Genomic DNA, 24,221 nt, shown 5'->3' with positions numbered 1-24,221 from the left:
ATGGAATTCCCGGAGGAAACGCCTGCCGCTCCCAGGCCTATCACGGTCAAACAGCTCGTTTACCGCCTGAGGGATACGGTCAGCATTGCCGTGGGGACCCAGTGGGTGGTGGGAGAGCTCAGCAACGTCAAGCACCATACCAGCGGCCACGTTTACTTCACCCTGAAGGAACAGGGCGCGGAAATCTTCTGCGCCTTTTTCAAGGCTGCGGCTTCCAAATGCCCCGTACGGCTCCAGGAAGGGATGAAGGTCCATGTGCTGGGCAGCGCCACCGTGTACCCGGACCGGGGCCAGCTTCAACTGGTCATCAGGCAGGTGAAAGCCGCCGGCCAGGGAGACCTGCAGGCGCGCTTTCTGGAACTGAAGGAAAAACTCCAGCGGGAGGGGTTGTTTGACGCTGAACGCAAAAAGGGCATCCCCGCCTTTCCCCGCGCCATCGGCATCGTCACCTCCCCTACCGGCGCCGTCATCCAGGATATACGCCATGTGCTGGAACGCCGCGCCCCGTGGGTGAAAGCCTACCTGCTGCCCGTGCGCGTCCAGGGGGCGGGAGCGGAGCATGAAATAGCCGCTGCCGTGCGCGCCTGGTCCGCAGCCCCTCTCAACGGCCTGCCGCCCGTGGACGTGCTCATTGTGGGCCGCGGGGGCGGCTCCATAGAAGACCTGTGGAACTTCAATGAGGAAACGGTAGCGCGCGCGATTTACGAATGCACCGTTCCCGTGATTTCCGCGGTAGGCCACGATACGGACTTCACCATTGCGGACTTTGTGGCGGACCTGCGCGCGCCCACCCCGACCGCGGCCGCGGAGCTGGCTACGCCGGACGGTCCGGAATGGCTCCGCAAACTGGCTAGAATGGAACAGGCCCTGCACGCCTCCGCACGGCATTCCCTGTTGCGTTCCAAGCTGAAACTGGATGTTTACCTGCGGGGAAAACTGTTGGATGCGGATTCCCTGCTCTCCCCTTACGCCCAGCGCCTGGACGACATGGAAGAAACCCTGCTGAATGTCGCGGCCACGCGCATTTTTCAAAACACGCTCCATATCAACAAACTGGAACATCAATTACAAATGCGCCATCCCACCCACCGCAACAGGGAGCGCGCGCAGCTTCTGGCCTCCCTCCAGGCCGGACTGGCCCATGCGGCCGCCGTGCGCATGGCGGACTTCTCTTCACAACTGGCTCTTATTCAAGCCCGGCTGGAAGCTCACAGCCCGGAGCAAACGCTGCGCCGCGGATACGCCCTGGTGGAAAACCAGAATAAGCAGCTCATACGGCAAACGAACCAGGTACATGCAGGAGAAAAATTGAAAGTCCGTGTCTCCGACGGCTGTTTTTATGTCAGGGATGACACACCGCAATAGGCTGTCCACAAGAGCCTAGCATTGCATTTTTTGCACTCAATCTAACAAATTGTGTTTTTTCTGGATTTTACAGGAAGTGGAACCTATCCTAATAGAAGCCTGTCACTGCTCCTATTACCCGGTCCCATAACTTCTGTACATATGCCTTGTAAAAACATCACCCGCTACACTTACGAAACGACAGCCTTTCAAGGCTATCGGTTGGCGATCTGTAAGAACAAGCGCTTATTCACTCGTTATTTCTCCGATTCTCAATACGGGGGCGCTGATGCGGCGCTTCAGGAAGCGATGAGAGTGAGAGATAACATTTTCACACTTTTTGAACAGGGGAACCTTACGGTTAGCCAAATTTTCGCAAAATATACCGTGCGTTCCCGCCGTCAGTCCGCCGCTGACCGCCGTGAAAAAATGATCCACGGAAAAAGGGCTCTCGGCCACGTGCGGCAGAAAGCCAAAGTCCGCAGCTGAGGAATCTGCGGAAGCTGTTTTTTCAGCTTCCCCGGAGCCTTGAATCATACCGGAAACGTTGCATCCGGTACAGGTGGCGTATACTCCTATCACATCAAAAAGCCGTTCTCCGTCCGGAAAGCGGGAATACCGCAGCATGCGCGGCGGAGAAAGCGGCAATCTGTACCAAAACGCCCCCTTTCCGCCATCCGCGCCCGGGAAAGCCAAGAGCGGCCCGGCAAAGCAATTCCGGCACTAATGCGGCTGTGCCGGATAAGCCGATCAAAGGCCTGCGGCACGCTGCCAAGGCATTCTTCCGCCGTCTGTCGCCCGCGGCGCTTCCCGCGGAGGGGGGCGCGGGTCAGCCTGCTGAAAAGGGCTTCAATTATCTGCGGCGGCGGCGCGAAGCAGGCTTTTCCGGTTCTTCCGCCGGGGCTTCCCCTATCTTCGCCAGCACCCGCCGGGCCTCTGTGGTCCGGTTCTGCTTGAGACACACGTCAGCCCAGCTCCGGTGAATTTTGTTGTAAAGGTCTCCGGACTGGATGGAGGCCAGATTATTCTGGAGCTTCGCCTTGTCTTCCGGACTCAGCGCATCCCATTCTTCAACCAGCTTTCCATACTGGGCTTCCGACAGGGGCCACTGTTCTCTGCCCGCGCTTATCTCAGCCTGAAGATTCAGAATGACCGGCTGGAGGGCCTGGACAAACGTGGTGTTCTCACGGGCCACCTTCATCGCCTGGTCCAGATATTTCATCGCCTGGTCATAATCCCGCGCTTTCAGGAAGGCGGCGGCGATGTTCACGTCCTCATAAGCCCGTTTCACCAGAGCCTCCGCCTGGCCGTACTTCTCAAGCTGGGAACGCAGAGCCTCAATGTCCTGGCTCAGGCTGGAACCGCTCAGAATGCGCGGGGCATCCACGCCCAGGGTCATCGCTGTCCCTTCCGCACGGGACAGCAGGCGGGAAGCCTCCTTCAAATCCCCCATCTGCATCCTTACCCGCGCCAGGGCAAGCATCGTTTCCGGCGTGCAGTCCATCTCCGTTTCCGCGGCGCGAAAGCAGATCAGGGCGGCTTCCAACTGGTCAGCCATGGCTTTCAGCTCCGCCTGGGAATACTTACGGCGCGCATTGAGCGGCATATTCAGCTCGTTCAGGATGATTCGGCCCATATCCGGACTGGCGGTCAGGCGGAATTTGGTGAGCAGTTCCCGGGCAATGGCGCTTCCTGTGCCGCCGGGCTGCCCCGTAGTCTTGTCCGGCAGAGTATCCTGAAGCAGCAGAATCTTCACCATGCTCTTCACGTCCTCCGGCTTTTTCAGCATGCTCCTCATGACAGGGGAGGCGGCCTGCTTGCACAACGCGGAAAAACGCTCAAACCTGGCCTGGTCATACGCATAGTGGGCCAGCGGTTCCAGGCATGCCAGACGGATGGATACCTGCTCCTCCGGCGTATTTTTCAAAATCACTTCATAAAGCTTCTCCGCCGTGGCGTCATGCTTGCGGCCTGCAAACTCCCGCGCCCAGTTCAGGCTGACGCCCAGCAGGCGGTTCCTGTCCTCCGCCGGCATGGAGGCGGAATCGGCCAGCTTCTTTTCCAGCAGGGCCGCCAGCATCGGTTCGGATTCCTTCAGCATGCCGCGCCTGTCCATTTCCACCGCCAGCAGCCACGCAAAGGAATCCCGCGCTTCCGGGGAATTCATCCATTCCACCTGCTTGTCCACGGAGGAAGCCATCTGCGCCAGCTCCGCGTCGGAACCGTTCCAGGAGGCCAGCATGCCCTGCAAATGGCCCATGGCCTGCGTCTGGCTGTGCACCTCGTGAATGGTCGGCTTGAACCACCCTTCAATCGTGGGCCAGTACTGAATGTAGCCGAACCAGAGCCCCCCCAGCAGCACCAGAAAGAGAACCGGCTTCCAATAAGACTTCTTCTTGCGTGAGGGGCGGTAGGGCTTGTTGGAAAAATGGCGCTCGGAACTCATGCAGGCATTGAGCCAAAAAGGCGGCACAAATCAAGCAAAATAAACACCTCGCAACGTCTTACGAGGACCGCCCGAAGCCTACCGCCGGGAGGATCTGGCGTTCCCGGACGGCCTGCGCCCGGGAGAGGCCATGCGCACGCGGGGAAAACCGGATTCCTTCCAGCAGGCATCCGCCTTCTCCTTCATTCCCAGTTCATCGTAACAGCGGCCAAGCTGCTTGTAATTCTCCGACCGCTGTTCCCCCTCCAGCATGGGGAGCACCGCTTCAAAAGTTTCCACGGCCTCCTTCCACTGCTCTCCGTCGCACAGGGCGTATGCCTTGCACAAATAGGACTGCACCAGCAGGCTTCTGCGCTCCGGCCCCTCCCCGCATTTCAGCAGGGAATCCACTGCTCCGGCATAGGCGTGCAGGGCGCTTTCCCGGTCCCCCGCCATATCGCTGGCGAGCCCCAGGGAATAATAAACCCGGCCCAGGGACAGGACGTCCGAGGCAAAATGGGATTCCCGCAGTTGAAGGGCTTTTTGCAGGTTTTCTCTGGCCTTGTCCCCCTCCCCGGCATCCAGCCACGCTTTGCCTAGCCCTTCCAGGGACTGGGCGGAAATGACGGGGGAAGCCGCGCTGTTGGCAATCGCCTTCAGGAAATCCGCGCGGGCTTCCGGAGCGGCCTTGCGCATGATGTTCACCCACCCCCTCTGATCGTACAGCCCGGCCCAGAACGCATGGTCCGCCGGCAGCACGCCGCGGGCGGCGCCCTCCGCCTGGTAAAGATAAGCCAGGGCTTCCTCATAATTCCCCTGCTCCGTGGAAATGCGCGCCAGCCCGCGCAGGGCGTTAAGGCAGTCATTCAACAAGTAGGAGGCGTTCTCCGAACCGGTAAGGCCCTTTAAAAACAATTCCCGCGCCTCATCCTTCCTGCCGGCCTCCAGCATGGCTTCTCCCATGCTGATGCTCGCCAGGGCCAGGTCACCGGTCGTCTTGTCCGGCTGGGGGCACAGGGCCAGGGCCTTCTTGAAATAGGCGCGCGATTCCGGAATGCGCCCCGTGGCGCGCGCCAGCCGGCCCTGGGCGGCCATAAGCCTGGACCTGACCGGGAGGGCGTCCGTCCCCAGATGGGCGGCGGCGTCCACCGCGCGCTGGAGCAGCACGTTCGCCTCCTCATTCCTGTTCAGCATCTGGTCAATGGAACTCATGGTCTGGAGGGCCCGCACCAGCGGCTCGGCCATTCCCTCCTTCTCATACCCCTCCACGGCGGTTTTCAAATAACCGTAGGCCGGGGAATACTGGTGCTCCGCCAGAAGGGCCTTGGCCACGGCGTCCGCGCGGGGGGCCCACACCCGGTAGCGCCCGGAGGCATATCCGGCGTCAATCAATTCCCTGGCCGCAGGAAGGGCGCGGTCCACGCCGTCCCGGCTGATCAGCTCACGGGTGAGGCCCCAGGCCGTCTCCGTCCGCAACTCCGGATCCCTGATCCATGCCAGGCGTTCCTCCCGGTTGTCCAGAATGCCGGCCAAGCTCTCGCGTGAAGCGAAAACATCCGCCATGAAGCGGGATAAATTCTGCATGGCCTTTTCATCGCTCTTCTGCACCACCACCGGCGGTGTGGTCAGCATCCCTTCATCATAACCGATGCGGTACGCCATATGGTACGTCAGGAACTCCAGCAGCATCACGAGCGCGCACAAGCACAGGGCAATCAGCCACTTGGTGCGCGGAGACAGGGGTTTCAAAGGAGAAGGGGCCTGCATAACAAGTGCATAACGTTACCCGGCGCTCCCTGAATTTCAAGCTTTTTGCATGGGGAGGAAATCTCCGCTGCACCTGAAGGCGAACAAACCAGCCGACGACAACCGTTTCCCCGCCAGTCCCCGGGACCGGCCCGGGAAAGCTTTTTCCTGCCTTTTTCCCACTTTCCGGCCCTTCTCTCCGCCTTCCGCCGGGCGCTTTTCTCCGGGCCATGCGCGGCAATTTACGTCAGCCGTTCCTGCGCTTCCGTTCGGACGCCCGGTACAACTGCCAGGCATTCCATAAATTATGCCACAGCACGTAAAACGTAGGCCCCAGCGCGGCGATGGGGCTGGCATACGTCAGCGCCAGGTAAATGGACAGCGTGGTATTCTTCTGCCCCAGGGCCTGGCTGCACTCCGCGGCACGGGTACGCCCCCCCAGCAAATGCCCCAGTCCAAAATTGATCCCGCACACCAGCAGGGAAACTGCGCCGATCTGTTCCAGCACGCGCTCCGAAATGCCGTCACGGGAGGAAATATCATAAGAGGCGTTCGCCGCGATCAAAACCAGAATCACCACCCAGATGCCGAAGGTGACGTCCTTCAGCTTCCGCGGCCACGCAATGGCCCGCGGATAAAAACGCCGCGCCGCCAGGGCCAGGACCAGCGGCAGCAGCATCACCAGGGAAATATTCTGGGCCACGTTCAGGTAAATCTCAAAGCCGCCCTGCCCCACGACCGCCGGCAGAATGAAAGGCAGCAGAGCGCAAATAATGCCGTTAAGCAGCAGGAGGGCCGTCAGCATGAACTCCACGCTGCCGCCCAGCAGCCCCATCACCACGGGAGCCGCCGTGGCCGTGGGCATGATGCCCACGAAGAAAGCGGCCTCCGCCAGGTATCCGTCTCCGAAAACGAGGCGGCACGCGCCCCACGCGGCCAGGGCGATCAGCAGGTTGGCCCCTACCAGGAGCCAGTGCGCGCGCTCCGGCTTCATCCGCTTGAAGCGGATGCCCAGGAACGTCACAAACAGCATCACGATCAGCATCCACTTGAACGTCCAGCTATACACGTGCAGGCCGGGCATCATGTACCCCGCAATAAAAGCCGCCACGATGGCAAACGTGCGGATGAGGGATTTGAACATGGGGTACGGAGGCAGTAAAACGGTTATGAGGGCTGCCCGCACAAATGGATCAGCCCGTCCACCTGGCGGACAATCAGCTCAAACAAATCCTGCACGCTGCCCTTGGGAACCCGGTTGTTCTCCATCAGCTCCACAATCATCCGCAAACGGGTCAGCAGGCCGATCATGATGCTTTCAATAGCCAGCACCGTCCAGAAAACCTGGTAAGTGGAAGCGCCCGGAAACATGGTGCGGATGCAGTCATGCAGCCGGCGGCGGATGGGGGAATACACCTCCTTGATATACTCCACCGCTATCTCCGGAGTCTGCACGTGGCAGATGCCCAGCAGGCGCAGGTAATGGGGGAAATTGCCCAGTTCTTCCAGCTTCACATGCAGGAGGCCGTGGAAGGAAGGGTAAACATAGGCGTGGGCCAGCGCCCGCACCGTGCCTTTCTCCATGGCCTCATTCATCATGGAAATCCGGAAATCCCGCGCCTGCGGCGCATACTTCATCATGACCGCCTTCCAAAGCCCTTCCTTGCCGCCAAAATAATAATTGGCGGAGGCGATGTTGACGGATGCCTGCTGGGAAATCATGCGCATGGAAGTGCCTGTATAGCCGTGCTCGGCAAACAGGCACTCCGCCGCGTCCAGCAATCGTTCCTTGGTTCCTTGCTGTCGTTTCATGGGGGGTGGGGGAAGTTTGGAATTATCGGTCAACGCGGGCGGCGCGGACCTGGATGGAATGGTTGTGGGCGTCCAGCCCCTCCACTCTGGCGAACTCCGCCACGTACGGAGCGGACTTGAGCACGGCCTCCCGGTTCATCCGCACCACGCTGGTGCGCCGCTGGAACTGGCCCGCCCGCAGGCCGGAAAACGACTTGCCGGCCCCGCCGGTCGGCAGGGTGTGGCTGGGGCCTGCCAGGAAATCCCCGCAGGCCACCGTGGAAAAAGCGCCGGCATAAATGGCGCCCGCCGTCCGGATGCCGTCCAGCACGGCGTCTTCATCCCGCGTGACGAGCACCAGATGCTCCGGAGCGAAGGCGTTCACCAGGTCCACCCCCTCCTGGATGGAGGAAACCAGAAAACCGTAAGCGTGCTTGTCCAGCACCTCCCGGATGATGGAACCGCGGCTCAGCAGGGCGGCCTGGCGTTCCACCTCCGCTTCCACTTGTTCCAATAACGCCTCCGACGTGGTAACGAACACCACCACGCTGTCCGGACCGTGTTCCCCCTGCGCCAGCAGGTCGGCGGCCAGGAACTCCGCGTCTGCGGTCTCATCCGCCAGCACCATCACCTCACTGGGTCCGGGGAGCAGGTCGATGGCGACGGCTCCCACCAGCTGGCGCTTGGCCTCCACCACAAAACGGTTGCCGGGGCCGAAAATCTTCTCAACCGGCTTCACGCTCTCCGTTCCCACCGCAAGGGCGGCAATCGCCTGCGCTCCGCCTATCTTGACAATCTCCGTAGCGCCGGAAGCCTTCAATGCATATAAAAGAGCGGGATTCACCCGCCCGTCCGGCCCGCAGGGCGTAGCGGCCACAATCTCCCGCACGCCGGCGGCCTGGGCAAAACCGCCCGTCATGATGGACGTGGACACCAGGGGAGCCTTCCCGCCTGGAATATAAATGCCCACGCGGTCATACGGAAGGAAGCGTTCCGCCACCTCCACACCCTGGGCGTTCACGCCGGACCAGTCCTGCCTGCGGCTGCGGTCTGAAAAATAATGGATGTTGGCCAGGGAGGCGGCAATGGCCTCTTTCACGGAATCCTCCACGGCGGCTTCCGCCCCCGCCAGCTCCGCCTCCGTCACGAACAGGGAGGAAGGATCCAGATGCACCCTATCAAACCTGGCGGCATAATCAAAAAGGGCCTCGTCCCCGCGCGCGGAAACGTCCTGGATAATAGCGTTAACGGTATCCCTTACGGAATCCTCCGGGAGAGCGCGGCGGTTCATCCGGCTCTTCATTTCGTCAAAGCAGGTGTCGGAAGGACGGTAAATTTTCATAAAAGATATAATACGGAAAAATGAGAAGGAAGTTTCACAATCTTTAAGCATGCAGTCAAGCCTTCTGTCCTCTTTGATTTCCAAAGGCACTCCATGAATCTCCCGGACAAAAAATCAAAAGACCAAACCATTCTCCCTTGACCGGCACAAAAAACAGGCATAGCCTTTCTTTCGCAAACATTTGGCCGAACGGCCCACTGTCATGAACATTCACGAATATCAAGCAAAACAACTCTTTGAGCGCTTTGGCGTGGCTACCCCCAGGGGCATTGCCGCCGCCACTGCTCAGGAAGCAGCACAAATAGCCCGGAACATGGGCGTTTCCCAATACGTAGTTAAGGCACAGGTACACGCTGGCGGCCGTGGCAAAGGCACCTTCAAAAACGGCTTCAAGGGCGGCGTGCATGTCGTTGACTCCGTGGAGGAAGTGGAAGACGTAGCCGGCAAGATGCTCAACCAGGTTCTGGTCACCAAGCAAACCGGGGAAACCGGCAAGCTGGTCAGCAAGATCATGGTGGCGGAAGCCGTGGACCTGAAAAAGGAATGCTACTTCGCCATTCTCCAGGACCGCGCCCGTGAATGCCCCGTCATCGTAGCCAGCACGGAAGGCGGCATGGACATTGAAGAAGTGGCCGCCACCCGTCCGGAAGCCATCATCCGCGAACACATTGACCCGGCCCTGGGCATCCTCCCCTTCCAGGCGCTCAAGATCGCCGTGGCCCTGGGCCTGACCGGTCCCCTGCTGCGCCAGGCCACCAAGCTCATCACCAACGTTTACAAGCTCTTCACCGCGCTGGACTGCTCCTTGGTGGAAATCAACCCCCTCGTCGTCACCACGGACGACCGCGTGTGCGCCCTGGACGCCAAATTCAACTTTGACGACAACGCCCTGTACCGCCACCCGGAAATCATGGAAATGCGGGATGAAACGGAAGAAGACCCCCGTGAAGTGGAAGCCGGCAAATATGACCTGAACTACATCGGCCTGGACGGCAACATCGGCTGCATGGTAAACGGCGCCGGGCTGGCCATGGCCACGATGGACATCATCAAATACTACGGCGGCGAACCCGCCAACTTCCTGGACGTGGGCGGCTCCGCCACAGAGGAAATGGTAACCAACGCGTTCCGCATCCTCACCAGCGACAAGAATGTGAAGGCACTTCTGGTCAACATCTTCGGCGGCATCATGCGCTGCGACGTCATCGCCCAGGGCATTGTGGCCGCGGCGAAAAACATTGACATGAAAATCCCGCTCGTCGTCCGCCTGGAAGGCACCAACGTGGAAATCGGCAAGAAAATCCTCGCAGACAGCGGCATTGCCATCATCCCTGCCGACAACCTGGACGAAGCCGCCCAGAAGGCGGTTGCAGCAGTCAAATAACCCTCACTATTTATTACGACAATGACATCTCTCATTGACAAAAACACCCGTCTGGTTGTGCAAGGCATCACCGGCAGCGCCGGCGCGTTCCACGCCAAAAACTGCATGGACTTCGGCACCAACGTGGTCGCCGGCGTGACCCCCGGCAAGGGCGGCCAGCTCTTTGAAGGCAAGGTCCCCGTCTTCGACACCGTGGCGGAAGCCAAAAAAGCCACGGACTGCAACGCCTCCATGATCTTTGTGCCGCCGCCCTTCGCCGCGGACGCCATTATGGAAGCCGCTGACGCTGGCGTAAAGCTCATCGTCTGCATCACGGAAGGCATCCCGGTGCAGGACATGCAGAAGGTGAAAGCCTTCCTGAAGGACAAGGACGTGACCCTCATCGGCCCGAACTGCCCCGGCATCGTCAACCCGGCCGCCAACTGCAAGATCGGCATCATGCCGGCCTACATCTTCAAGCCCGGCAGAATCGGCATCGTCTCCCGTTCCGGCACGCTCACCTATGAAGCCGTCTGGCAGGTCACCAACATGGGCCTGGGCCAGAGCATGTGCATCGGCATCGGCGGCGACCCCGTCCACGGCATGACCCAGCAGCAGGCCGTTCAATTCTTCACGGAAGACCCCAACACGGACGCCTTCATCATGATCGGTGAAATCGGCGGTTCGGAAGAAGAAGAAGCCGCCGAATGGATCAAGAACAACTGCAAAAAGCCCGTCGCCGCGTTCATCGCAGGCGCCACGGCTCCCAAGGGACGCCGCATGGGCCACGCAGGCGCCATCGTGGCCGGAGGCAAAGGCACCGCCGCCGCCAAGCAGGAAGCCCTGAAGGAAGCCGGCATCGTGGTCGCCAAGACGCCCGCCCAGATGGGCGCCGCCCTGGCGGAAGCCATGAAAAACAAAGGCATGTAAGCCCCCTTCTTCATCAATTCGCTTTCAGGCGCCTTCCCTTACCGGAAGGCGCTTTTTTTATGGAAAAACGAAGTTGATTCCGTAACGCAGATTTTGCCCGAACTACAGTTGGATCATTCTCACTACTTAGACCTAATCTAAAAAAATAACCGGTAAACATAAAATATCAAATCAAAGCCTCCCATACGGAATCTGCTGGCTTTGCCACTCAAAAATGCACCACCGGAGAAACAAAAGAGCCCGCAACATTGAAGTGCAGGCTCTTAAAAAATGAAAGATTTTGGCGGAGCGGGAGGGATTCGAACCCTCGGTACCGGTTTTGCCAGTACGTTCCTTTAGCAAAGGAGTGCTTTCAGCCTCTCAGCCACCGCTCCGTCTTGGGTAATGTGTGGAGAAGAAACTACACACTTCCCCAAATGAAGTCAATACATAAATAATACAGGCAGGAATTACTCCCGGCAGATATCTTGGCGGGCCGGTTGCTTTTCCTCACTGGGGTTTAACTCAATCCTCCCCTGGAATTTCCTTCCGGCTCCAGGCAACGGCCAGACCAGAAGAAAACAAGGGTCATTATTCCCCTCAAGGCAGTATAGAAACGAAACAAGCGGTTCAGAAAACCTTTTAAACTTCGCAATGCTCTGCAATCACCTCCAGAAAATCATCCAGATACTTCGCAGCCTTCTGCTCCCCGATGCCGTGAACATTCATGGCGCCTCGGCGGGTGGTGGGTTTCAGACGCGCCAGCCCTTCCAGAGTGGAATTGTGGAATACGGCATAAGCCGGAATCCCGGCTTCACGGGCCAGTTCATTCCTCAGCTCCTTCAATTTCAAAAACAAGTCTTCATCAAACTCGCCCAGGGCCGTCAAATCCCCCGTGGAGCGCACCCTGGTCTGTCCCGAGGGGGCAGAAGCTTTTCCTCTGCGGGCAAGAGGCCAAATCATGGAGGCTTCCTTCCGCCCCATCATCACTTCATTACCTTTCGGGCTCAGGGTAATCAGGGGGCGGTCCGCTTCTCCGCTCATTTTGGTCAGGCCCGCCATCTGCATGGCGCGGAACAACTGGCGGATGTCGTCCTCGCTCCACCGGGAAAGGATGCCATACGTACTCAACCGAGCCAGGGAAGTTTTTAAAATCTCCTGATTCTTCGCCCCCTTGAGCATCTGGATGATCTTCGTCTTCCCCCATCTTCCCTGCCAGGAACCGTCCCCCATGCGCACGGACGCGCGGGCAATTCCGCTTAATGCCTGGCGCACTATCTTGTTTTCCTCCTCACCCAGGGACTGGCCTTCCTCCACACCCAGCGTCATGCACTGGTCACACCGGCCGCAGGGGGCGCTGTCCTCCTCCCCGAAGTAATTCAATATCCACTGCTGGCGGCAGCCGGAGGAATAAGCGAATTCCGTCACCGCCTTCAATTTTTCCCGGTCCCTTACCTCTTTTTCCCGCAGGGCCTGTTCGTCCAGAGGAATCTTCAAGCCGCTTACGGCGGGGTCCGTCACTCTGGTTAGCTTCACGCGCTGCCCCGGAACGTCATGGCGGCTGATCGCGCCATTACGCATGAGAACGGACAGGGCGGCCCCCACCTGCATGGCATTCCGGCATTTGAGGCGTTCCCCCATTTCCTCCATGGACCACGCCACATCGTGGGTTTCCGCACTGCAATGCTTCCTTAACAACTCGTACAGCTCCACAATCAGCGGAACGCCCGGATTCACCCCCTCAATAAAAAACTCCTGGGTCCGCAAATCCGCGTGGTTGAACAAAAGCTCGCAATAGGCTTCATCCCCGTCGCGGCCGGCACGGCCAGCTTCCTGGTAATAGGCCTCCACACTGCCGGGAACCTCAAAATGGGCCACAAACCTGACGTCGGCACGGTCAATGCCCATGCCAAACGCATTCGTGGCAATGACGATGTCCGCATGGCGGTTCATGAAGGCGTTCTGGGCCTCTTCCCGCTGCTCATCCGTCATGCCCGCGTGGTAAGCCGTCACGTTCAGGCCAAGTTCGGAAAGAGCTTCATAGACCTGCTCCACCTTTTTGCGGGTGGAGCAATAGATAATACCCGTCTTATGGCGCTTCACCAGCTCGTACAGCCTCTTGTACTTGTCCTTGTGCGTATCGCAAGCCGTAATGCGGAAATGCAGGTTTTCCCGCGCAAACCCCCGTACAATCGTCACCGGGTCATCCAGCCTCAGATGTTCCAGAATATCCTCCCGCACGCGGGGAGTGGCCGTGGCGGTCAGAGCCGCTACCTGCGGGCACCCCATCGTTTCAATAGCCCTGCCCAGCTTCAAATAATCCGGACGGAAATCATGCCCCCACTGGCTCAGGCAGTGAGCCTCATCCACGGCAACCATATTCACGTCCACCTCCGCCAGAGCACGCATGAACCCCTCATGGCCGAAACGCTCCGGAGCCACATACACCAGCTTGAACGCCCCGTCCTTCATGCCGGCCAGGCGTTCCCTTTGTTCAGGAAAGCTCAGGGAGCTGTTGATCATGGTGGCGGGAATCCCTCTGGCGGCAAGGGCGTCCACCTGGTCTTTCATCAGGGCGATCAACGGGCTGACCACCAGGCAGACCCCGTCCCGGCACAAGGCGGGAAGCTGGTAGCACAGGGATTTCCCTCCCCCGGTGGGCATCACCACCAGCACGTTGCGGCCTTCCATGATGGAAGCCACCACGCGGTCCTGCCCCTCCCTCAAACTGGAAAAGCCGAAGTACTCCTTCAATGCCTCCATCGGCGACCTGATCACCTTGAACTCGCTCATTTTCTCCGTTCAGTGTGCCACAGCCCATTCCGTGACGCAACGCCTTTCCCCTCTTTCTGCGCTCCGGAATCAACGGCCTGTCTTTGAAGGACTCCTCTCCCGGGAAGAGAAAAAATGAGATTTTTTTCTCAAATCATCTTACAAACATCTTGACTTTCCCGAAGAAAAACCTATATTCCTCTCACCGCTTACGCGGTACACGACGCAAGTCAAAGCGCCCGTAGCTCAATTGGATAGAGCGTCTGACTACGGATCAGAAGGTTTGGGGTTCGAATCCCTACGGGCGTGCCACTTGCATCACCACCGGTAAATAAAATAATTCCTGCCTGAACGCCATGGCGGGATTTTTTGTCTCTACCGGTAAATACATATGGGGGCGCCATGGTTTCGACTGGAAGTCTGAGGTGCTGGCTGCATGTGAAGGTTAATCGGCTGGCCTTCTAAAAAGCCGATTAAAAAAATAAATGCAGAGTCTAACGACCTTGCTCTGGCTGCCTAATTAGTTCAGCCGCGTCAGAACCTCAACGCCTGCTAGAGGGGACGACGAACATTCAGCAGGCTGGTGCAATGCGGGGTTGCCGCGCAACGCACGAGACTTCCACAGGCAACTAGCGAGCCTGCCTAGTTGGCGCATGACGAAGCGGCCGCGAAAGCAGCAATATGCGTCTGAACATGGAGATGCCGGCATCAACGGCCTTCAGGACACGGGTTCGACTCCCGTCGCCTCCACCATCTCAAAACAACCGCAAGCGTTTGAAAAAGAATGCTTGCGGTTTTTGTTTTTATAAAACTGCAAGACAAACTGCAAGACATTGAAATTCGTTTTGGAAACAATGTCTTGCAGTCGGAGGTGTGTTTTGCAGGCATGAAGAAGCCCTCCCCGGTGGTGGGCGGGAGAGGGCTTCGGGGGGACTGTTCCCTGATTCGGAACAGGGGCATTTGCATGGTTGCTGGAAGATCAGGAGAGGCCGACGAGTCGGTTGTATTTGCGGTTGGCTCTCCGGGATTGGAAAAGAAGCCGCATTCCACCAGCATGGCGGGCGGTACCGTTTCACGGAGGGCGCAGAGGCTGGATTTGCTGAACCAGCAGGAGCTGTCAGGGAGACCCCGCAGGAGCTTGCAGAGCGGCTCAGCGATAGGGATGAGGCCAAGGCTTTTACTCTCAGCGAATCCGTATAGGCGCCGTCATCATGGTAGCTACGGCAGTAGCAGATGCGATCCCCTTGGGCTGTAGGGGGAGCCCGAAGAGTCAGAGCGAACGGAGGGTATATGCCGTAGTTCCCCGCATTGATGGCCTTCACGGTGGCGGACAAGGTCGTCGCCGCTCAAACGGGGGAGTCGATGACGGTGACGGCGCGCCCCTGGACCCGCAGCATGGGGGCCAGATGACCGGCAATGGTCTTGGCCACAGCGTATTCTTCACGCCCGTTTCCACGGGCGCCCGTGTTGTTGGCGTGTCCGATGTCTAAAGCGATATTCATTTTCCGATATGCCGTTCAAGTTGCAAGAGCCTCATGTTGATTTGTGTGAGGGCCTTCGTCCGCGCATCCATGCAGGCGCGCATGCCGTGGTACGGGAAGCCACGGGCAATAAAGCCCACGAACATGACCAATTCGGGCTTATACCCCCTTAAAAGGTTCAGGCAGCGTGGGCTTTAGTGCACATGGTCTTACTTTTTCAGGATATTGAACGACGGGCAGCGTGAGCCTGGGAGCGGGAGATATGCCCCTGCTTAATGACCAGGCAGGAGCCGCCTTTGCAAACCTCCGTGCGGTCCTGGGTAAAGTCCACATTATGTCCGCAACCGCCCAGCAGGGCGGAGGCTGCATAGGCCGCTCCTGCCAGGGTCACCCACAGAAGGCGTTCCCACCATTTCAGGCCGGTTTTAGCCTTGCTTTTTCCGTAGGCATTTTTCATGCCCTGCTTCCCCGCCGTCAAGGACGGCCCTTTTTTGCTCGCCATTTAACTTGCGCATGATTTTACTCTACGAAGTATTTGAAGAACGCCACGGCAGCAGGGTCCTGGATGGCGAATTCCGGGTAGTCACAAGAGGTAAATGTCCGGCGTCCTCCCTGGTCATTAATAACCTCCACGGTCAGGCAGACGCTCCCACCAGATGCAGGCTCATCAGGATGCCGGACAAGATTGACGTATTCATCCAGACGCGCCCACACCTGGACGGCTTTCCATGGTTCCGCCAGCCCTACCAGCGCGGTCACGACGGCCTCCATTGCCGGGGCTTGGTCAGCGGGCAGGTCCTCCTGCTTGTAGTGGTCAGTACGGGTATAGCCGTCCGCGTCCCGGTAAATAGCCGTCAGGGTGAAGTCCCCCCATTGTCCAGGCTGGGGGAATTGTATCTGTATTTCTGCGTTATTCATATTATGCTAAGGGGGTATTAATATCTACAAAGTCTTCAGTTACTTCAGAAACAATGGTGTTCGCAGCTATTGCACCGAGAGCCATTGCAACCGGGTTGATGTTATTTGGCTGATAAAGCGTGCGCTCTGTAGAGCCAATTTCTACAACCGCAGTCCCACTATCGACTTTCGCTAAATCCACATAGCAAGAATTGAATCCAAACGAAGTTTCAAAGGACCGAAGCCCACGAACGGCAGCGATTTTGCACAGGGAGGCTTGCTGACTGCCGCCCAGCATCAGATAGAGAGAGCCAACGCCATCATAATCTTTGGAATAAGAAGCCGGTTGGCTTTGCTGATAGATGATTTTATTAAGCGTAGCTGGGATCAGCTCATTATGGCTTGCTGGAACAAAGCTGGTAGTGGTTTTAACTTTCCATTTTTGTGTCGTTATTTCCGCATAAATTTCCCGCACTATAATAGTGTAACCATTGCGAACGGTATCCCTGACTGCATCGAACGTAATATCCAGAATTTCTCCATTTGCATAAGCGAGGTCATTGCCGGGAATGAGAGCATAGGAGTCCAGAGTTAAATCGCTTCTGTAGGTTTTGGCTCCAGCCCCCAGCCCAATAGTCAATTTAAGAGCAGTGTAGCTATGCAGGGATATAGAAAACCCCGCAAAGTTGCTGTAGTTCCACCCGCCGTAGAGCCCCAGAAAGGGAAACTTGATGGAGCTGGTTTTATTTGCAGGCACCGTAACGCGCGCATAATGGTAAGGAACATATATGGCCGTGACTGCTGAGCCAGTAGTCACAATTTTTGAAGTGTCAGGAAAATAAGGCATCGTGTAGACATTCGTAGCCCCGGCCAGCCCTGCTGCATATAAGCGGTTCACGGCTGCCGTGCCTGTTTGCGCTCCCACGGTAAGCGGAATATTGATGCCCCCGTTGGCGTTGATCGTCCCCTCCGCAGTCAAGCCGCCGTCCAGCGTCATGTTGCCCGCTTCGTCTGTCAGCTTGTCCTGCTTGCCATTCCACGTTTCGCGTTCTTTAACCGTTATGTGGGCTGCGGCATCTTCCTTGTGCGCATTGAAGGAAGACGCGTCGGCTTTTGTAGAAAGAGCGGCGGCATCCGCCTTGGCGTTCCATGCGGTGCGCTCTTCCTCTGTAACATGCGCAGTTTCATTCTCCACATGCTCACTCCATTCATTCAGAGGAGTCAGGAGAATCCCATTGATAGAAGTAATTTTATTCATGCTTGTTATTCTTTGTTATTGCTTGTCGTGAAGTGGTTGAACAACGCCACTGCCATCCCGTCCACCATCGTGAACTCCGAAAATTCTGGCTGGTGAAAAACCCGCGCCCTTCCTGGGCGGTGGCTGCTTCCACGGTCAGAGCAACCGCATCCCTGGATTCCAGGAATGATTTCCCTTCCTCTACAGGTGAGCTGATGGCCTGGTCCAGCCACACCCAGCTTTGGAGCACTTTCCGTTCATCGGATAAGACGGCAACGCGTGCTGCCCACTTCGTTGAAAGTTTCTACCCATTCCTGAAAAATATCATCCTGCGTGAAACGTCGGGACTGGATGAAACCGTTATTGCCCAGAAATATGGCCGTCAAGAAAGGCTTGTCCGTGGAAGAATGGATATTGAGCGCGGTGGAGGAGAAATTGGAAAAAGAGCATCAATAAAGGCTCATCTGAAAAGATGATGGCTTCTCAAGCATGCAGGTTCCCAATTCCCCGATCAGAAGGCACAGGAAAAAAAGAAGACCGCTAAAGACGGGGTTCATTCATGGAGGCGGAGCGGAGGGTGCCGGCGGCAAACCTCTCTTTTTCCTTTCCGTCAATCGGCGGCTTTTTCCGCTTTTGGGCAAAGATCAGGTATTCCCAGCCGGGGTAATGCCGGACCACCTGCCGATGAAGAAAGAATGCTCCCGCAAATACCAGGACCGCCGCAATCATGGGAGAAGGAAGTTCTTCAGGAAGGATTCTCGAGAGGAGCGGCATCAACCAGGGAAGGATCAGGCAATGGACGGCATAAATGAAGAAAAAGAGGGGAGCGCATGCCTGAGCGATTTTACGAAAGAACGTCTTTTCCGCCAGCAGAACGCACAGGGAGCCCAGTCCCAGAATCCCCGGAATCCAGCAGGGGATGGTGTGCAGGGTTTCCGTGGAGATGACGCCGCCATGGTTCATCCACGCTATTGCCGCCCACGCGGGAAGGGAAAAGTAACTTATTTTTTTCAGGAACAGCTTAATCTCGCCCAGCGTCAGGGAGGAAAGGCAGAACCCCAGCATGAAAAAAGCCAGGGAGTCCGCCCACGGAACCCGGGGAGGGTCGGAAAACAGCGCGTTGATCTCCGGAAACAGCACTACGGAGAAGAGAACGGCTATCGTCGCGGGAATCAGCAGCTTCCTTTTTCCCAGGGCAAATAAAAGCGGAGAGAGCAGGCTCAGCGCCATCACGTATTTCAGGAACCACAGGGGGCCGTCGTAGGGGAAGGTGGTTCCCACTCCCGTCAGTTTCCAGGGCAGGCTGCTCCAGTCCCACGTGCTTGAATGGCCCAGGCTTAAATAAATCCAATGCCTGAAGAACGCTTCCAGAAAAGCCGCGCCGTTCCATGCCAGATAAAATAAAACGTACCTGCACGGGGAATGACGCCAGTCGAACATTTTCCTGCGTCCCACAAAGTAGGCCGCCGCCATGAACAGAAAAGGCACCCGCTGGAAGAAGAGAGGGAATTCCGCCCCGCTTCCCCCAGCATGAAAAAGGACGATGAAGAACAGGCCAACCACCCTGCCCAGGTCAAGCCAGCATTCCCTCGGCGGCGTCCCGGGAACGGCCCCCGGACGGGTAGCCTGCGCCTTTTCCGGCTCCGTGTCCGGAGAGTATTCTTCAACCATGGACATTTTCATTCCGGCAAAAGAATCAGAAGGGGCTTTTGCAATACGGCTCCACAGCCCTCATGCCGTCATGAAGACGCACCGCCCCGTCCCTGTCCTCCCGGGAAGCGAACAGGTACAGGGCATATCCGCCGAACCCGCCTCCCAGGTATTTCTTCGCCAGCTCCTCCCCCAGCGCTGGAAGGGGGGCCATCCCCTCCTGGAGCTGCACGCTATGGTACAGCGCCACTCCGGCAGCCAGTTCATGAATGCTGCGCTCCATCACTCCGGCGCGGGCAATCAGGGAAGACTGGGCGATGCGGGCATAGTCCCTGCACCCGTCAGCCATTCCCGGCGTATCATGGTCGTGCCCGGTGTGGAAGACCGCCATTTTCCCGGCCAGAAAGTCACCGGTGCTCTTGATGTCCAGCACGGGAACGGAGCCGGAACGCCAGACGCACAGCCCCGTTTCCGCAATCACGGCCGGATCCTGCCAGCCAACCCCCAGGGCAAGTTCCGACTGGACGGAGTCCCTGCCCTGCAGCATGGCCCAGGCTCCGCTGCCTCCCAGTCCGGACCGGAGTTCATAGGGCCAGTAGTCCAGGGATACAAACGGACTGATGGCGCAGTTGACAATGTACGCGCCCTGCCGCGCATGCCTGGGAACGTCCAGCCAGCCCCCCGCAAAGTCCACGCGCAGGGGAACGCTAAGCGGGGCCTTGATTCTGTTCACCAGCTGGGTGGTGGAAATCTGTTCGGAACAGGGAGGCGTTTTGGGAAGCACCACATACCGCGCTCCAATCCTTGCGCACAGTTCCCTTTTAAGGTCGCCGTAACAGTCATCTTCCGTAACAGCCAGGATATCGGGCCGTTCTTTCAGGAAAACGTGTTCAAAATCCATTCCCGGCTTCAGATGTTCTCCGCAGACCACCTTGTCCACCATGCACAGGCTTTCCAGAATCACTTTTTTATGGCCTTCCGGGATGGATGGTTTTCTATGCTTGCTTTTCCAGAGCACCTGCTCGGAGGCGAAGGAGACGATGAGGAAATCCCCCAGCGAACGCGCTTCACGGAAGAACTGGATATGCCCGGCATGAATGATATCGTAAAAACCGGAGACGAATATTTTGGTAGCCATCGTTGAAATGTATTAAGGTGTGGATGTTGCTGTATGGAGAGGGGTAAAGATTAAACCGGAGCGGCGGGAACCGGTGCATGGGAGGAACCGGCCTCCCATTCCAGAGCTATTGTTTCCAATTCCCGGTTCCCTTCCACATAGTCCTCAAAGAGAACCGGATATTGCGGCAGAAGCAGCGGGAGGTCCTCCGGAACGTTAATTTGATGCCGTCTTCCCAGTTTTTTCCTTGCCAGGGACTGGAGTTCGCAAAAAGCCATCGGCACCAGGCTGGCGTTGAAGGGCAGGTTCCAGAACCTCGCATCGTCGCTGACAATGATGAATTTCCTGCCTTCTTCCCTGCCCCAGTCAGCCAGCAGGTCATCCATGTTGCCGGGAAGCCGGCCGAAACATGAAACCAGCGTACAGGGAAGAGGGGGCGCTTTTCTTTCCCTTCCGGAGGCGGCAGCCGGCCTGGCCGCCTTTTGCCGTTGTTTTTCACGGATAAAAATCCAGGGCAGGACAGAGATTATTTTCCAGCAGCGTTTTATTTGCTTGCGGGGTTCATTAAAAATGCGGTAGAGAAATTCCAGCCTGCAGTCCACCATCCAGGCAGGGGCTCTTCTGATATGCCGCCCGGAGGCGAAGTTAAAGACGGCGCCCACGGCCACCATAACCCCCCGTTGAAGATGGGGGCACAGCCTGTTCATGAATATTTCCTGCTTGGGAGCGCCCAGGGAAACCCAGACGATGTCCGGCAGGTATTCATTGATTCTCCCGGCAATAGCCGCGTAGTCAAATTCATCCACAGGGCAGAACGGCAATTCCTCAAAAGGCATGTGCTTCACGCGGGGATCTTCCCGTTCCAGGGTCCGGCGAAGGGCATCCAGCGTCTCGCGGCTGCCTCCCAGGAACATCATTCTGTATTTTTTCATGCCGATGGCGTCGCTGAAAATCTGGGCGCCGCAGTATTGGGGCCTGTCCGCATGCAGCAGCCATTTCAGGTAGACGGGCACCCAGCCGCTGTCGCAAATGGTCAGGAGCGCTCCATTCAGCACATTCCTGTATTCCCGGTTGCGCTGTACCTCGGAAAGCACATGTCCGTCCGCCACGCAGATGTATCCGGCGCCCCCGGAACGGAGCACTTCGTCCATGCGCCGGAAAACGCGTTCACGGTCAAATTCGTATCTGATGTTGAAGTAGGTCTCCATACGGTTTTCACTCATGGTCAATGTTGACGGGCCTTCAAAACTTCGCGGTAAATGCCGGCCATCCTTTCCGCCTTGCGGTTCCAGTCCAGTTCCCTCTGCCTGGCGTAAAACGCTTCATCCATATCCCGCAGGACCTCCCTGTGATGGAAAAAGAAACGGATGCGTTCCGCAAAGTCCCGGGCGGACCGTCCGGGACGGGTCAGGGGTATCTTGCATCCCACGGTTTCATCCACGATGGTTCCCATGCCGCAGGTATCAAAGCAGAGCACGGGCAGGCGGTTCATCAGGGCTTCCACAAGCACGGTTGAGGTTGCTTCCATGATGCTGGTAAAGAAAAAGAGATCGCTTTCCCGCATGAGTGATTGAACCTTTTCATTGGAGACTGTGCCGTGCCATACGCATTGCCCCGCCACGCCCAGCCGTTCCGCAAGGTTCCGGTAGCCCCGCCCCCTCTCCCCTCCCCCGCAAATATGCAGCTTCAGCTCCGGCAAATCCCGGAGATAGGTGAGGGTTTGTAATGCCAGGGCCAACTGCTTGCTGGGTATCATGCGGCCTGCCCACAGCAGCCTGAATTGTCCGCCGTCCGTTGCCCTGCGCACTTTCTCCTTCCGCGCGGCACAGCCGGTTTCGCTCATCAGCAGCGCTTCCCGGCGATGGTACCGTTCCATTTTCTCCCGCACTCCCTGAACGGAAGCCAGCACGGCGTCAGCGCGCTTCATGGCTTTCCGCACCCTGGGCTGGAACCTGGCCTGCACGGTATTGATCACGTTTTTCAATGCCGTCTTCCCCACCTGCCCCCAGCCGCTTTCCCGCAAGTAGGCCACCGGCGTATTTTCCATTCCCCCCACCGGTCCCCATATGTAGGGAATTCCCCCGATTTTCCACAGCATCCCCGGCTCCCGGAAGCCTATCATGTTCAACTGGTGAATGACGTCTATGCGGTTTTCCGCCATGATGCGCCGCGCCAGCGCAAGCGCCCGTTCCTGCCATTTTTTGTAATGGCGGTAAAAACGCCAGTCCCCCTGGTCCCAGCACATCCGGCGAATTTTTTCCGGTACGGGAAGATAATGGAACACGATGTTGCCGGCCTGGGGAAGGCGGGCGAGCTCCCGTTCTATGTTTTCCCTCCATTCCCCCTCCGTAATCACATGCACCTTGCAGTGCATGGCCAGGTGGATGACCCAGTTCCACCCCATGCCGGGTTCGCTGCCCCAGTCCGGGTTGACGGCATAAGCGTTAATCAGGATTTGCATCATGGCTTGTCTATTTGATGGAATTAAGGTAGTTCCGGTGCCTTTCCTCCTCTTCCGGGGCGGCAAAGCGGCGGCGGATGACCCGGGCAGGATTGCCGCCCACCACGGTCATGGGCGGCACGTCTCCGGTCACGACGGCGCCTGCCGCGACAATGGCCCCGTCCCCTACGCAAACGCCTCCCAGGATGACGGCGCCGTGCCCAATCCACACGTCGCTGCCGATGACCGTCATGCCGTCCTCCCAGTTCCGGGGGGAATCCCAGATGGCGCAACCGGGCCTGTTAAAGGAATGGTCCCTTCTTCCGATGAATGAAACGCGGGCGGCGCACAACACGCTGTTCCCAAAACGTATATCGCAGGAGACATGGCAGTATGGCCCCAACTGCACCCTGTTCCCGAAAATGATCCGTTTGTGAGGGGAATTCAGATGCACATGCCTTCCTATCCTGGTCATTCCCTCCACGGTGACCCAGCGTTGAAGAAGGCGGAACCGTATGAAACTGCGCACTCCGTTAGCCAGGGAACGCAGAAACAGGATGGGCCGGGACCTGCCCGGGGCGGCATTGGCGGAAGCATTCATCGTACAATATGTTCCATGAGATGGTTGACGTATTCCCGGAATCCCGCAGGCATCAGGCATTCTTTCAGGCGCGGAGGGGACGGACTGCCGCCGCGGTCCAGGCAGGTTTTCCGGAGAAGAGAGGCCAGCCCCTTTTCATCTTCCGGATCGAACAATTCCCCGTTCCAGCCCCGGCGGATCAGGCAGGCGGAGCCGCAGCGCCCGGAAACCAGGCAGAAACACCCGGCAGCCAGGGCATCATTGACAACCGCCCCAAACGGTTCCACCAGGCTGGGAAGAACAAAGACGTCGGCCAGATTGTACCAGGCCGCCAGGCGTTCGCCTTCCAGCCAGCCGGTAAAAATGGCGCTGACTTTCAGCCGGACGGCCAGATCCTGCAAGGCCGTGCCCAGGCTTCCCGACCCCGCAATCACCAGAACGGCGTCCTCCGGAAGGGCCGCGGCCGCCCTGACCAGGCATTCCAGATTCTTCTCCGGGGCCAGGCGCCCCACATACAGGACCACCCGTTTTCCGTGCAGGCCGTATTCCCGCTGCATGGAATGGCTCATGGAAAGCGCTTCCCGGCATTGTTCCCGGAATGCCCGTTCATCCCTGACAATCGGAAAAAAGACGCCCTTTCCATAATGTTCCCGGTACCAGCGGCATGCCTCCCTGTCCGGGAGAATCACATCGTCCATCACCGGCATCGCCGCCTTCCGCGCCAGCGCATGCATGCGGGACAATTCATTTCCGCGGATCATGTCCATGCTGTCATCGCAAATGCTGACGATTTTGAATTTCCAGCGGCAAACCGCGCGCAGCAGGCATACCTCCAGAGCCAGAATGGAAAACTCCGGAACGATCACCAGATCGGGCCGTCCCTGCCGTAGAATGCGCGCAAGGCCGGAGGGAACGCGCCGCCCGGCCACGCGGACATGGTTCAGGTATTGGGGGCGGAACGCGCAGCGGGCTTCCATTTCCGGCCTGTTGTAGTGGTGGTCCGGAGAATTTTCATATTCAAAAAATACCTCCATCTCTCCAATCCGGGCCAGCGCATTGAAAAAATCAATGCGGTAAGGCGCCAGGTATTGATGAAAGACCATCAGTTTCCGTTTGTTGCCGTTCAT

The 24,221-nt window shown here is 58.0% G+C and carries 21 protein-coding genes, 2 tRNA genes and 1 other RNA gene; 6 read left to right on the top strand and 18 right to left on the bottom strand.

What is annotated here, in order from left to right; translation table 11 throughout:
- A complete protein-coding gene (xseA, locus tag QSJ36_RS01180) occupies positions 1–1,365 on the top strand; it encodes an exodeoxyribonuclease VII large subunit (protein WP_102728363.1) in 1,365 nt (454 codons plus the stop codon).
- Between the two features lie 225 nt (positions 1,366–1,590).
- On the opposite strand, the gene QSJ36_RS01175 is transcribed toward xseA, so the two are convergent.
- The 6 genes from QSJ36_RS01175 to hisD all read right to left on the bottom strand — a co-directional run bounded on the left by QSJ36_RS01175 (position 1,591) and on the right by hisD (position 8,648).
- Positions 1,591–1,881 carry a hypothetical protein gene (locus QSJ36_RS01175; RefSeq protein ID WP_146018110.1) on the bottom strand — a complete coding sequence of 97 codons (291 nt, stop codon included), beginning with the start codon at positions 1,879–1,881 and terminating at the stop codon, positions 1,591–1,593.
- Between the two features lie 316 nt (positions 1,882–2,197).
- Positions 2,198–3,790 carry a hypothetical protein gene (locus QSJ36_RS01170; RefSeq protein ID WP_022395993.1) on the bottom strand — a complete coding sequence of 531 codons (1,593 nt, stop codon included), beginning with the start codon at positions 3,788–3,790 and terminating at the stop codon, positions 2,198–2,200.
- A gap of 78 nt (positions 3,791–3,868) precedes the next feature.
- Complete coding sequence (locus tag QSJ36_RS01165) at positions 3,869–5,536, bottom strand: tetratricopeptide repeat protein (protein WP_022395992.1); 1,668 nt, start codon at positions 5,534–5,536, stop codon at positions 3,869–3,871.
- Positions 5,537–5,762: 226 nt separating this feature from the next.
- Complete coding sequence (locus QSJ36_RS01160; RefSeq protein ID WP_102727485.1) at positions 5,763–6,659, bottom strand: hypothetical protein; 897 nt, start codon at positions 6,657–6,659, stop codon at positions 5,763–5,765.
- 23 nt (positions 6,660–6,682) lie between these two features.
- Positions 6,683–7,327 (bottom strand): TetR/AcrR family transcriptional regulator, encoded by a 645-nt coding sequence (locus QSJ36_RS01155; protein ID WP_102727484.1) that lies wholly within the window; start codon positions 7,325–7,327, stop codon positions 6,683–6,685.
- Between the two features lie 22 nt (positions 7,328–7,349).
- On the bottom strand, positions 7,350–8,648 hold the full coding sequence (gene hisD / locus QSJ36_RS01150) for a histidinol dehydrogenase (protein ID WP_285466221.1): 1,299 nt from the start codon (positions 8,646–8,648) through the stop codon (positions 7,350–7,352).
- Positions 8,649–8,850: 202 nt separating this feature from the next.
- Here hisD and sucC point away from each other — a divergent pair, with 202 nt between their 5' ends.
- Positions 8,851–10,032, top strand: coding sequence for an ADP-forming succinate--CoA ligase subunit beta (gene sucC, locus QSJ36_RS01145; protein ID WP_022397861.1), 1,182 nt, complete (start codon positions 8,851–8,853; stop codon positions 10,030–10,032).
- Between the two features lie 21 nt (positions 10,033–10,053).
- A complete protein-coding gene (gene sucD / locus QSJ36_RS01140) occupies positions 10,054–10,941 on the top strand; it encodes a succinate--CoA ligase subunit alpha (protein ID WP_022397860.1) in 888 nt (295 codons plus the stop codon).
- 281 nt (positions 10,942–11,222) lie between these two features.
- On the opposite strand, the gene QSJ36_RS01135 is transcribed toward sucD, so the two are convergent.
- Together QSJ36_RS01135 and QSJ36_RS01130 are read right to left on the bottom strand one after the other, a co-directional pair.
- Positions 11,223–11,315, bottom strand: a tRNA-Ser gene (locus QSJ36_RS01135).
- Between the two features lie 247 nt (positions 11,316–11,562).
- Positions 11,563–13,713 carry an ATP-dependent DNA helicase RecQ gene (locus QSJ36_RS01130; protein ID WP_285466217.1) on the bottom strand — a complete coding sequence of 717 codons (2,151 nt, stop codon included), beginning with the start codon at positions 13,711–13,713 and terminating at the stop codon, positions 11,563–11,565.
- 214 nt (positions 13,714–13,927) lie between these two features.
- Between QSJ36_RS01130 and QSJ36_RS01125 the strand changes: the two genes are divergently transcribed.
- A tRNA-Arg gene (locus QSJ36_RS01125) sits at positions 13,928–14,004 on the top strand.
- Positions 14,005–14,085: 81 nt separating this feature from the next.
- Positions 14,086–14,445: a transfer-messenger RNA gene (ssrA, locus tag QSJ36_RS01120) on the top strand.
- A 593-nt stretch (positions 14,446–15,038) separates the two neighbouring features.
- Here ssrA and QSJ36_RS01115 read toward each other — a convergent pair.
- The 4 genes from QSJ36_RS01115 to QSJ36_RS01100 form a co-directional block, all read right to left on the bottom strand.
- Entirely contained in the window at positions 15,039–15,194 is a 156-nt protein-coding gene (locus tag QSJ36_RS01115; protein ID WP_285466215.1) for a hypothetical protein, read from the bottom strand.
- Positions 15,195–15,390: 196 nt separating this feature from the next.
- Complete coding sequence (locus QSJ36_RS01110) at positions 15,391–15,630, bottom strand: hypothetical protein (RefSeq protein WP_285466214.1); 240 nt, start codon at positions 15,628–15,630, stop codon at positions 15,391–15,393.
- 62 nt (positions 15,631–15,692) lie between these two features.
- Positions 15,693–16,091 carry a hypothetical protein gene (locus QSJ36_RS01105; protein ID WP_285466213.1) on the bottom strand — a complete coding sequence of 133 codons (399 nt, stop codon included), beginning with the start codon at positions 16,089–16,091 and terminating at the stop codon, positions 15,693–15,695.
- 1 nt (position 16,092) lies between these two features.
- Positions 16,093–17,328, bottom strand: coding sequence for a hypothetical protein (locus tag QSJ36_RS01100; RefSeq protein WP_285466211.1), 1,236 nt, complete (start codon positions 17,326–17,328; stop codon positions 16,093–16,095).
- A gap of 2 nt (positions 17,329–17,330) precedes the next feature.
- Here QSJ36_RS01100 and QSJ36_RS01095 point away from each other — a divergent pair, with 2 nt between their 5' ends.
- The gene (locus QSJ36_RS01095; RefSeq protein WP_285466209.1) at positions 17,331–17,783 is read left to right on the top strand and encodes a hypothetical protein; all 453 of its coding nucleotides are present in this window, start codon (positions 17,331–17,333) and stop codon (positions 17,781–17,783) included.
- A gap of 64 nt (positions 17,784–17,847) precedes the next feature.
- Here QSJ36_RS01095 and QSJ36_RS01090 read toward each other — a convergent pair whose 3' ends face one another.
- The 6 genes from QSJ36_RS01090 to QSJ36_RS01065 are packed head-to-tail and all read right to left on the bottom strand — an operon-like array spanning position 17,848 to position 24,221.
- On the bottom strand, positions 17,848–18,978 hold the full coding sequence (locus tag QSJ36_RS01090) for an acyltransferase (protein ID WP_285466207.1): 1,131 nt from the start codon (positions 18,976–18,978) through the stop codon (positions 17,848–17,850).
- A 25-nt stretch (positions 18,979–19,003) separates the two neighbouring features.
- Positions 19,004–20,095 (bottom strand): adenylyltransferase/cytidyltransferase family protein, encoded by a 1,092-nt coding sequence (locus QSJ36_RS01085; RefSeq protein WP_285466205.1) that lies wholly within the window; start codon positions 20,093–20,095, stop codon positions 19,004–19,006.
- A gap of 50 nt (positions 20,096–20,145) precedes the next feature.
- On the bottom strand, positions 20,146–21,297 hold the full coding sequence (locus tag QSJ36_RS01080; protein WP_285466203.1) for a WecB/TagA/CpsF family glycosyltransferase: 1,152 nt from the start codon (positions 21,295–21,297) through the stop codon (positions 20,146–20,148).
- Between the two features lie 2 nt (positions 21,298–21,299).
- Complete coding sequence (locus QSJ36_RS01075) at positions 21,300–22,538, bottom strand: glycosyltransferase family 4 protein (protein ID WP_285466200.1); 1,239 nt, start codon at positions 22,536–22,538, stop codon at positions 21,300–21,302.
- Between the two features lie 7 nt (positions 22,539–22,545).
- Positions 22,546–23,115, bottom strand: a complete 570-nt coding sequence (locus tag QSJ36_RS01070) for a CatB-related O-acetyltransferase (RefSeq protein ID WP_215443076.1) — start codon at positions 23,113–23,115, stop codon at positions 22,546–22,548.
- Positions 23,112–24,221 carry a glycosyltransferase family 4 protein gene (locus QSJ36_RS01065; protein WP_285466196.1) on the bottom strand — a complete coding sequence of 370 codons (1,110 nt, stop codon included), beginning with the start codon at positions 24,219–24,221 and terminating at the stop codon, positions 23,112–23,114. The genes QSJ36_RS01070 and QSJ36_RS01065 overlap by 4 nt, the downstream gene beginning before the upstream one ends.

The sequence above is a fragment of the Akkermansia sp. NBRC 115031 genome (assembly GCF_030268505.1).
GTDB lineage: Bacteria > Verrucomicrobiota > Verrucomicrobiia > Verrucomicrobiales > Akkermansiaceae > Akkermansia > Akkermansia massiliensis.
The sequence above is the reverse complement of the archived record's forward strand: the minus strand, read 5'-3'. Positions and strand labels throughout refer to the sequence as shown.

Excerpts from the sequence above, each read along its gene's own strand:
- xseA (WP_102728363.1), top strand. The coding sequence starts at position 1 with ATGGAATTCCCGGAGGAAACGCCTGCCGCTCCCAGGCCTATCACGGTC.
- QSJ36_RS01175 (WP_146018110.1), bottom strand. The coding sequence starts at position 1,881 with ATGATTCAAGGCTCCGGGGAAGCTGAAAAAACAGCTTCCGCAGATTCC.
- QSJ36_RS01170 (WP_022395993.1), bottom strand. The coding sequence starts at position 3,790 with ATGAGTTCCGAGCGCCATTTTTCCAACAAGCCCTACCGCCCCTCACGC.
- QSJ36_RS01165 (WP_022395992.1), bottom strand. The coding sequence starts at position 5,536 with ATGCAGGCCCCTTCTCCTTTGAAACCCCTGTCTCCGCGCACCAAGTGG.
- QSJ36_RS01160 (WP_102727485.1), bottom strand. The coding sequence starts at position 6,659 with ATGTTCAAATCCCTCATCCGCACGTTTGCCATCGTGGCGGCTTTTATT.
- QSJ36_RS01155 (WP_102727484.1), bottom strand. The coding sequence starts at position 7,327 with ATGAAACGACAGCAAGGAACCAAGGAACGATTGCTGGACGCGGCGGAG.
- hisD (WP_285466221.1), bottom strand. The coding sequence starts at position 8,648 with ATGAAAATTTACCGTCCTTCCGACACCTGCTTTGACGAAATGAAGAGC.
- sucC (WP_022397861.1), top strand. The coding sequence starts at position 8,851 with ATGAACATTCACGAATATCAAGCAAAACAACTCTTTGAGCGCTTTGGC.
- sucD (WP_022397860.1), top strand. The coding sequence starts at position 10,054 with ATGACATCTCTCATTGACAAAAACACCCGTCTGGTTGTGCAAGGCATC.
- QSJ36_RS01130 (WP_285466217.1), bottom strand. The coding sequence starts at position 13,713 with ATGAGCGAGTTCAAGGTGATCAGGTCGCCGATGGAGGCATTGAAGGAG.
- QSJ36_RS01115 (WP_285466215.1), bottom strand. The coding sequence starts at position 15,194 with ATGAATATCGCTTTAGACATCGGACACGCCAACAACACGGGCGCCCGT.
- QSJ36_RS01110 (WP_285466214.1), bottom strand. The coding sequence starts at position 15,630 with ATGAAAAATGCCTACGGAAAAAGCAAGGCTAAAACCGGCCTGAAATGG.
- QSJ36_RS01105 (WP_285466213.1), bottom strand. The coding sequence starts at position 16,091 with ATGAATAACGCAGAAATACAGATACAATTCCCCCAGCCTGGACAATGG.
- QSJ36_RS01100 (WP_285466211.1), bottom strand. The coding sequence starts at position 17,328 with ATGAATAAAATTACTTCTATCAATGGGATTCTCCTGACTCCTCTGAAT.
- QSJ36_RS01090 (WP_285466207.1), bottom strand. The coding sequence starts at position 18,978 with ATGGTTGAAGAATACTCTCCGGACACGGAGCCGGAAAAGGCGCAGGCT.
- QSJ36_RS01085 (WP_285466205.1), bottom strand. The coding sequence starts at position 20,095 with ATGGCTACCAAAATATTCGTCTCCGGTTTTTACGATATCATTCATGCC.
- QSJ36_RS01080 (WP_285466203.1), bottom strand. The coding sequence starts at position 21,297 with ATGAGTGAAAACCGTATGGAGACCTACTTCAACATCAGATACGAATTT.
- QSJ36_RS01075 (WP_285466200.1), bottom strand. The coding sequence starts at position 22,538 with ATGATGCAAATCCTGATTAACGCTTATGCCGTCAACCCGGACTGGGGC.
- QSJ36_RS01070 (WP_215443076.1), bottom strand. The coding sequence starts at position 23,115 with ATGAATGCTTCCGCCAATGCCGCCCCGGGCAGGTCCCGGCCCATCCTG.
- QSJ36_RS01065 (WP_285466196.1), bottom strand. The coding sequence starts at position 24,221 with ATGAACGGCAACAAACGGAAACTGATGGTCTTTCATCAATACCTGGCG.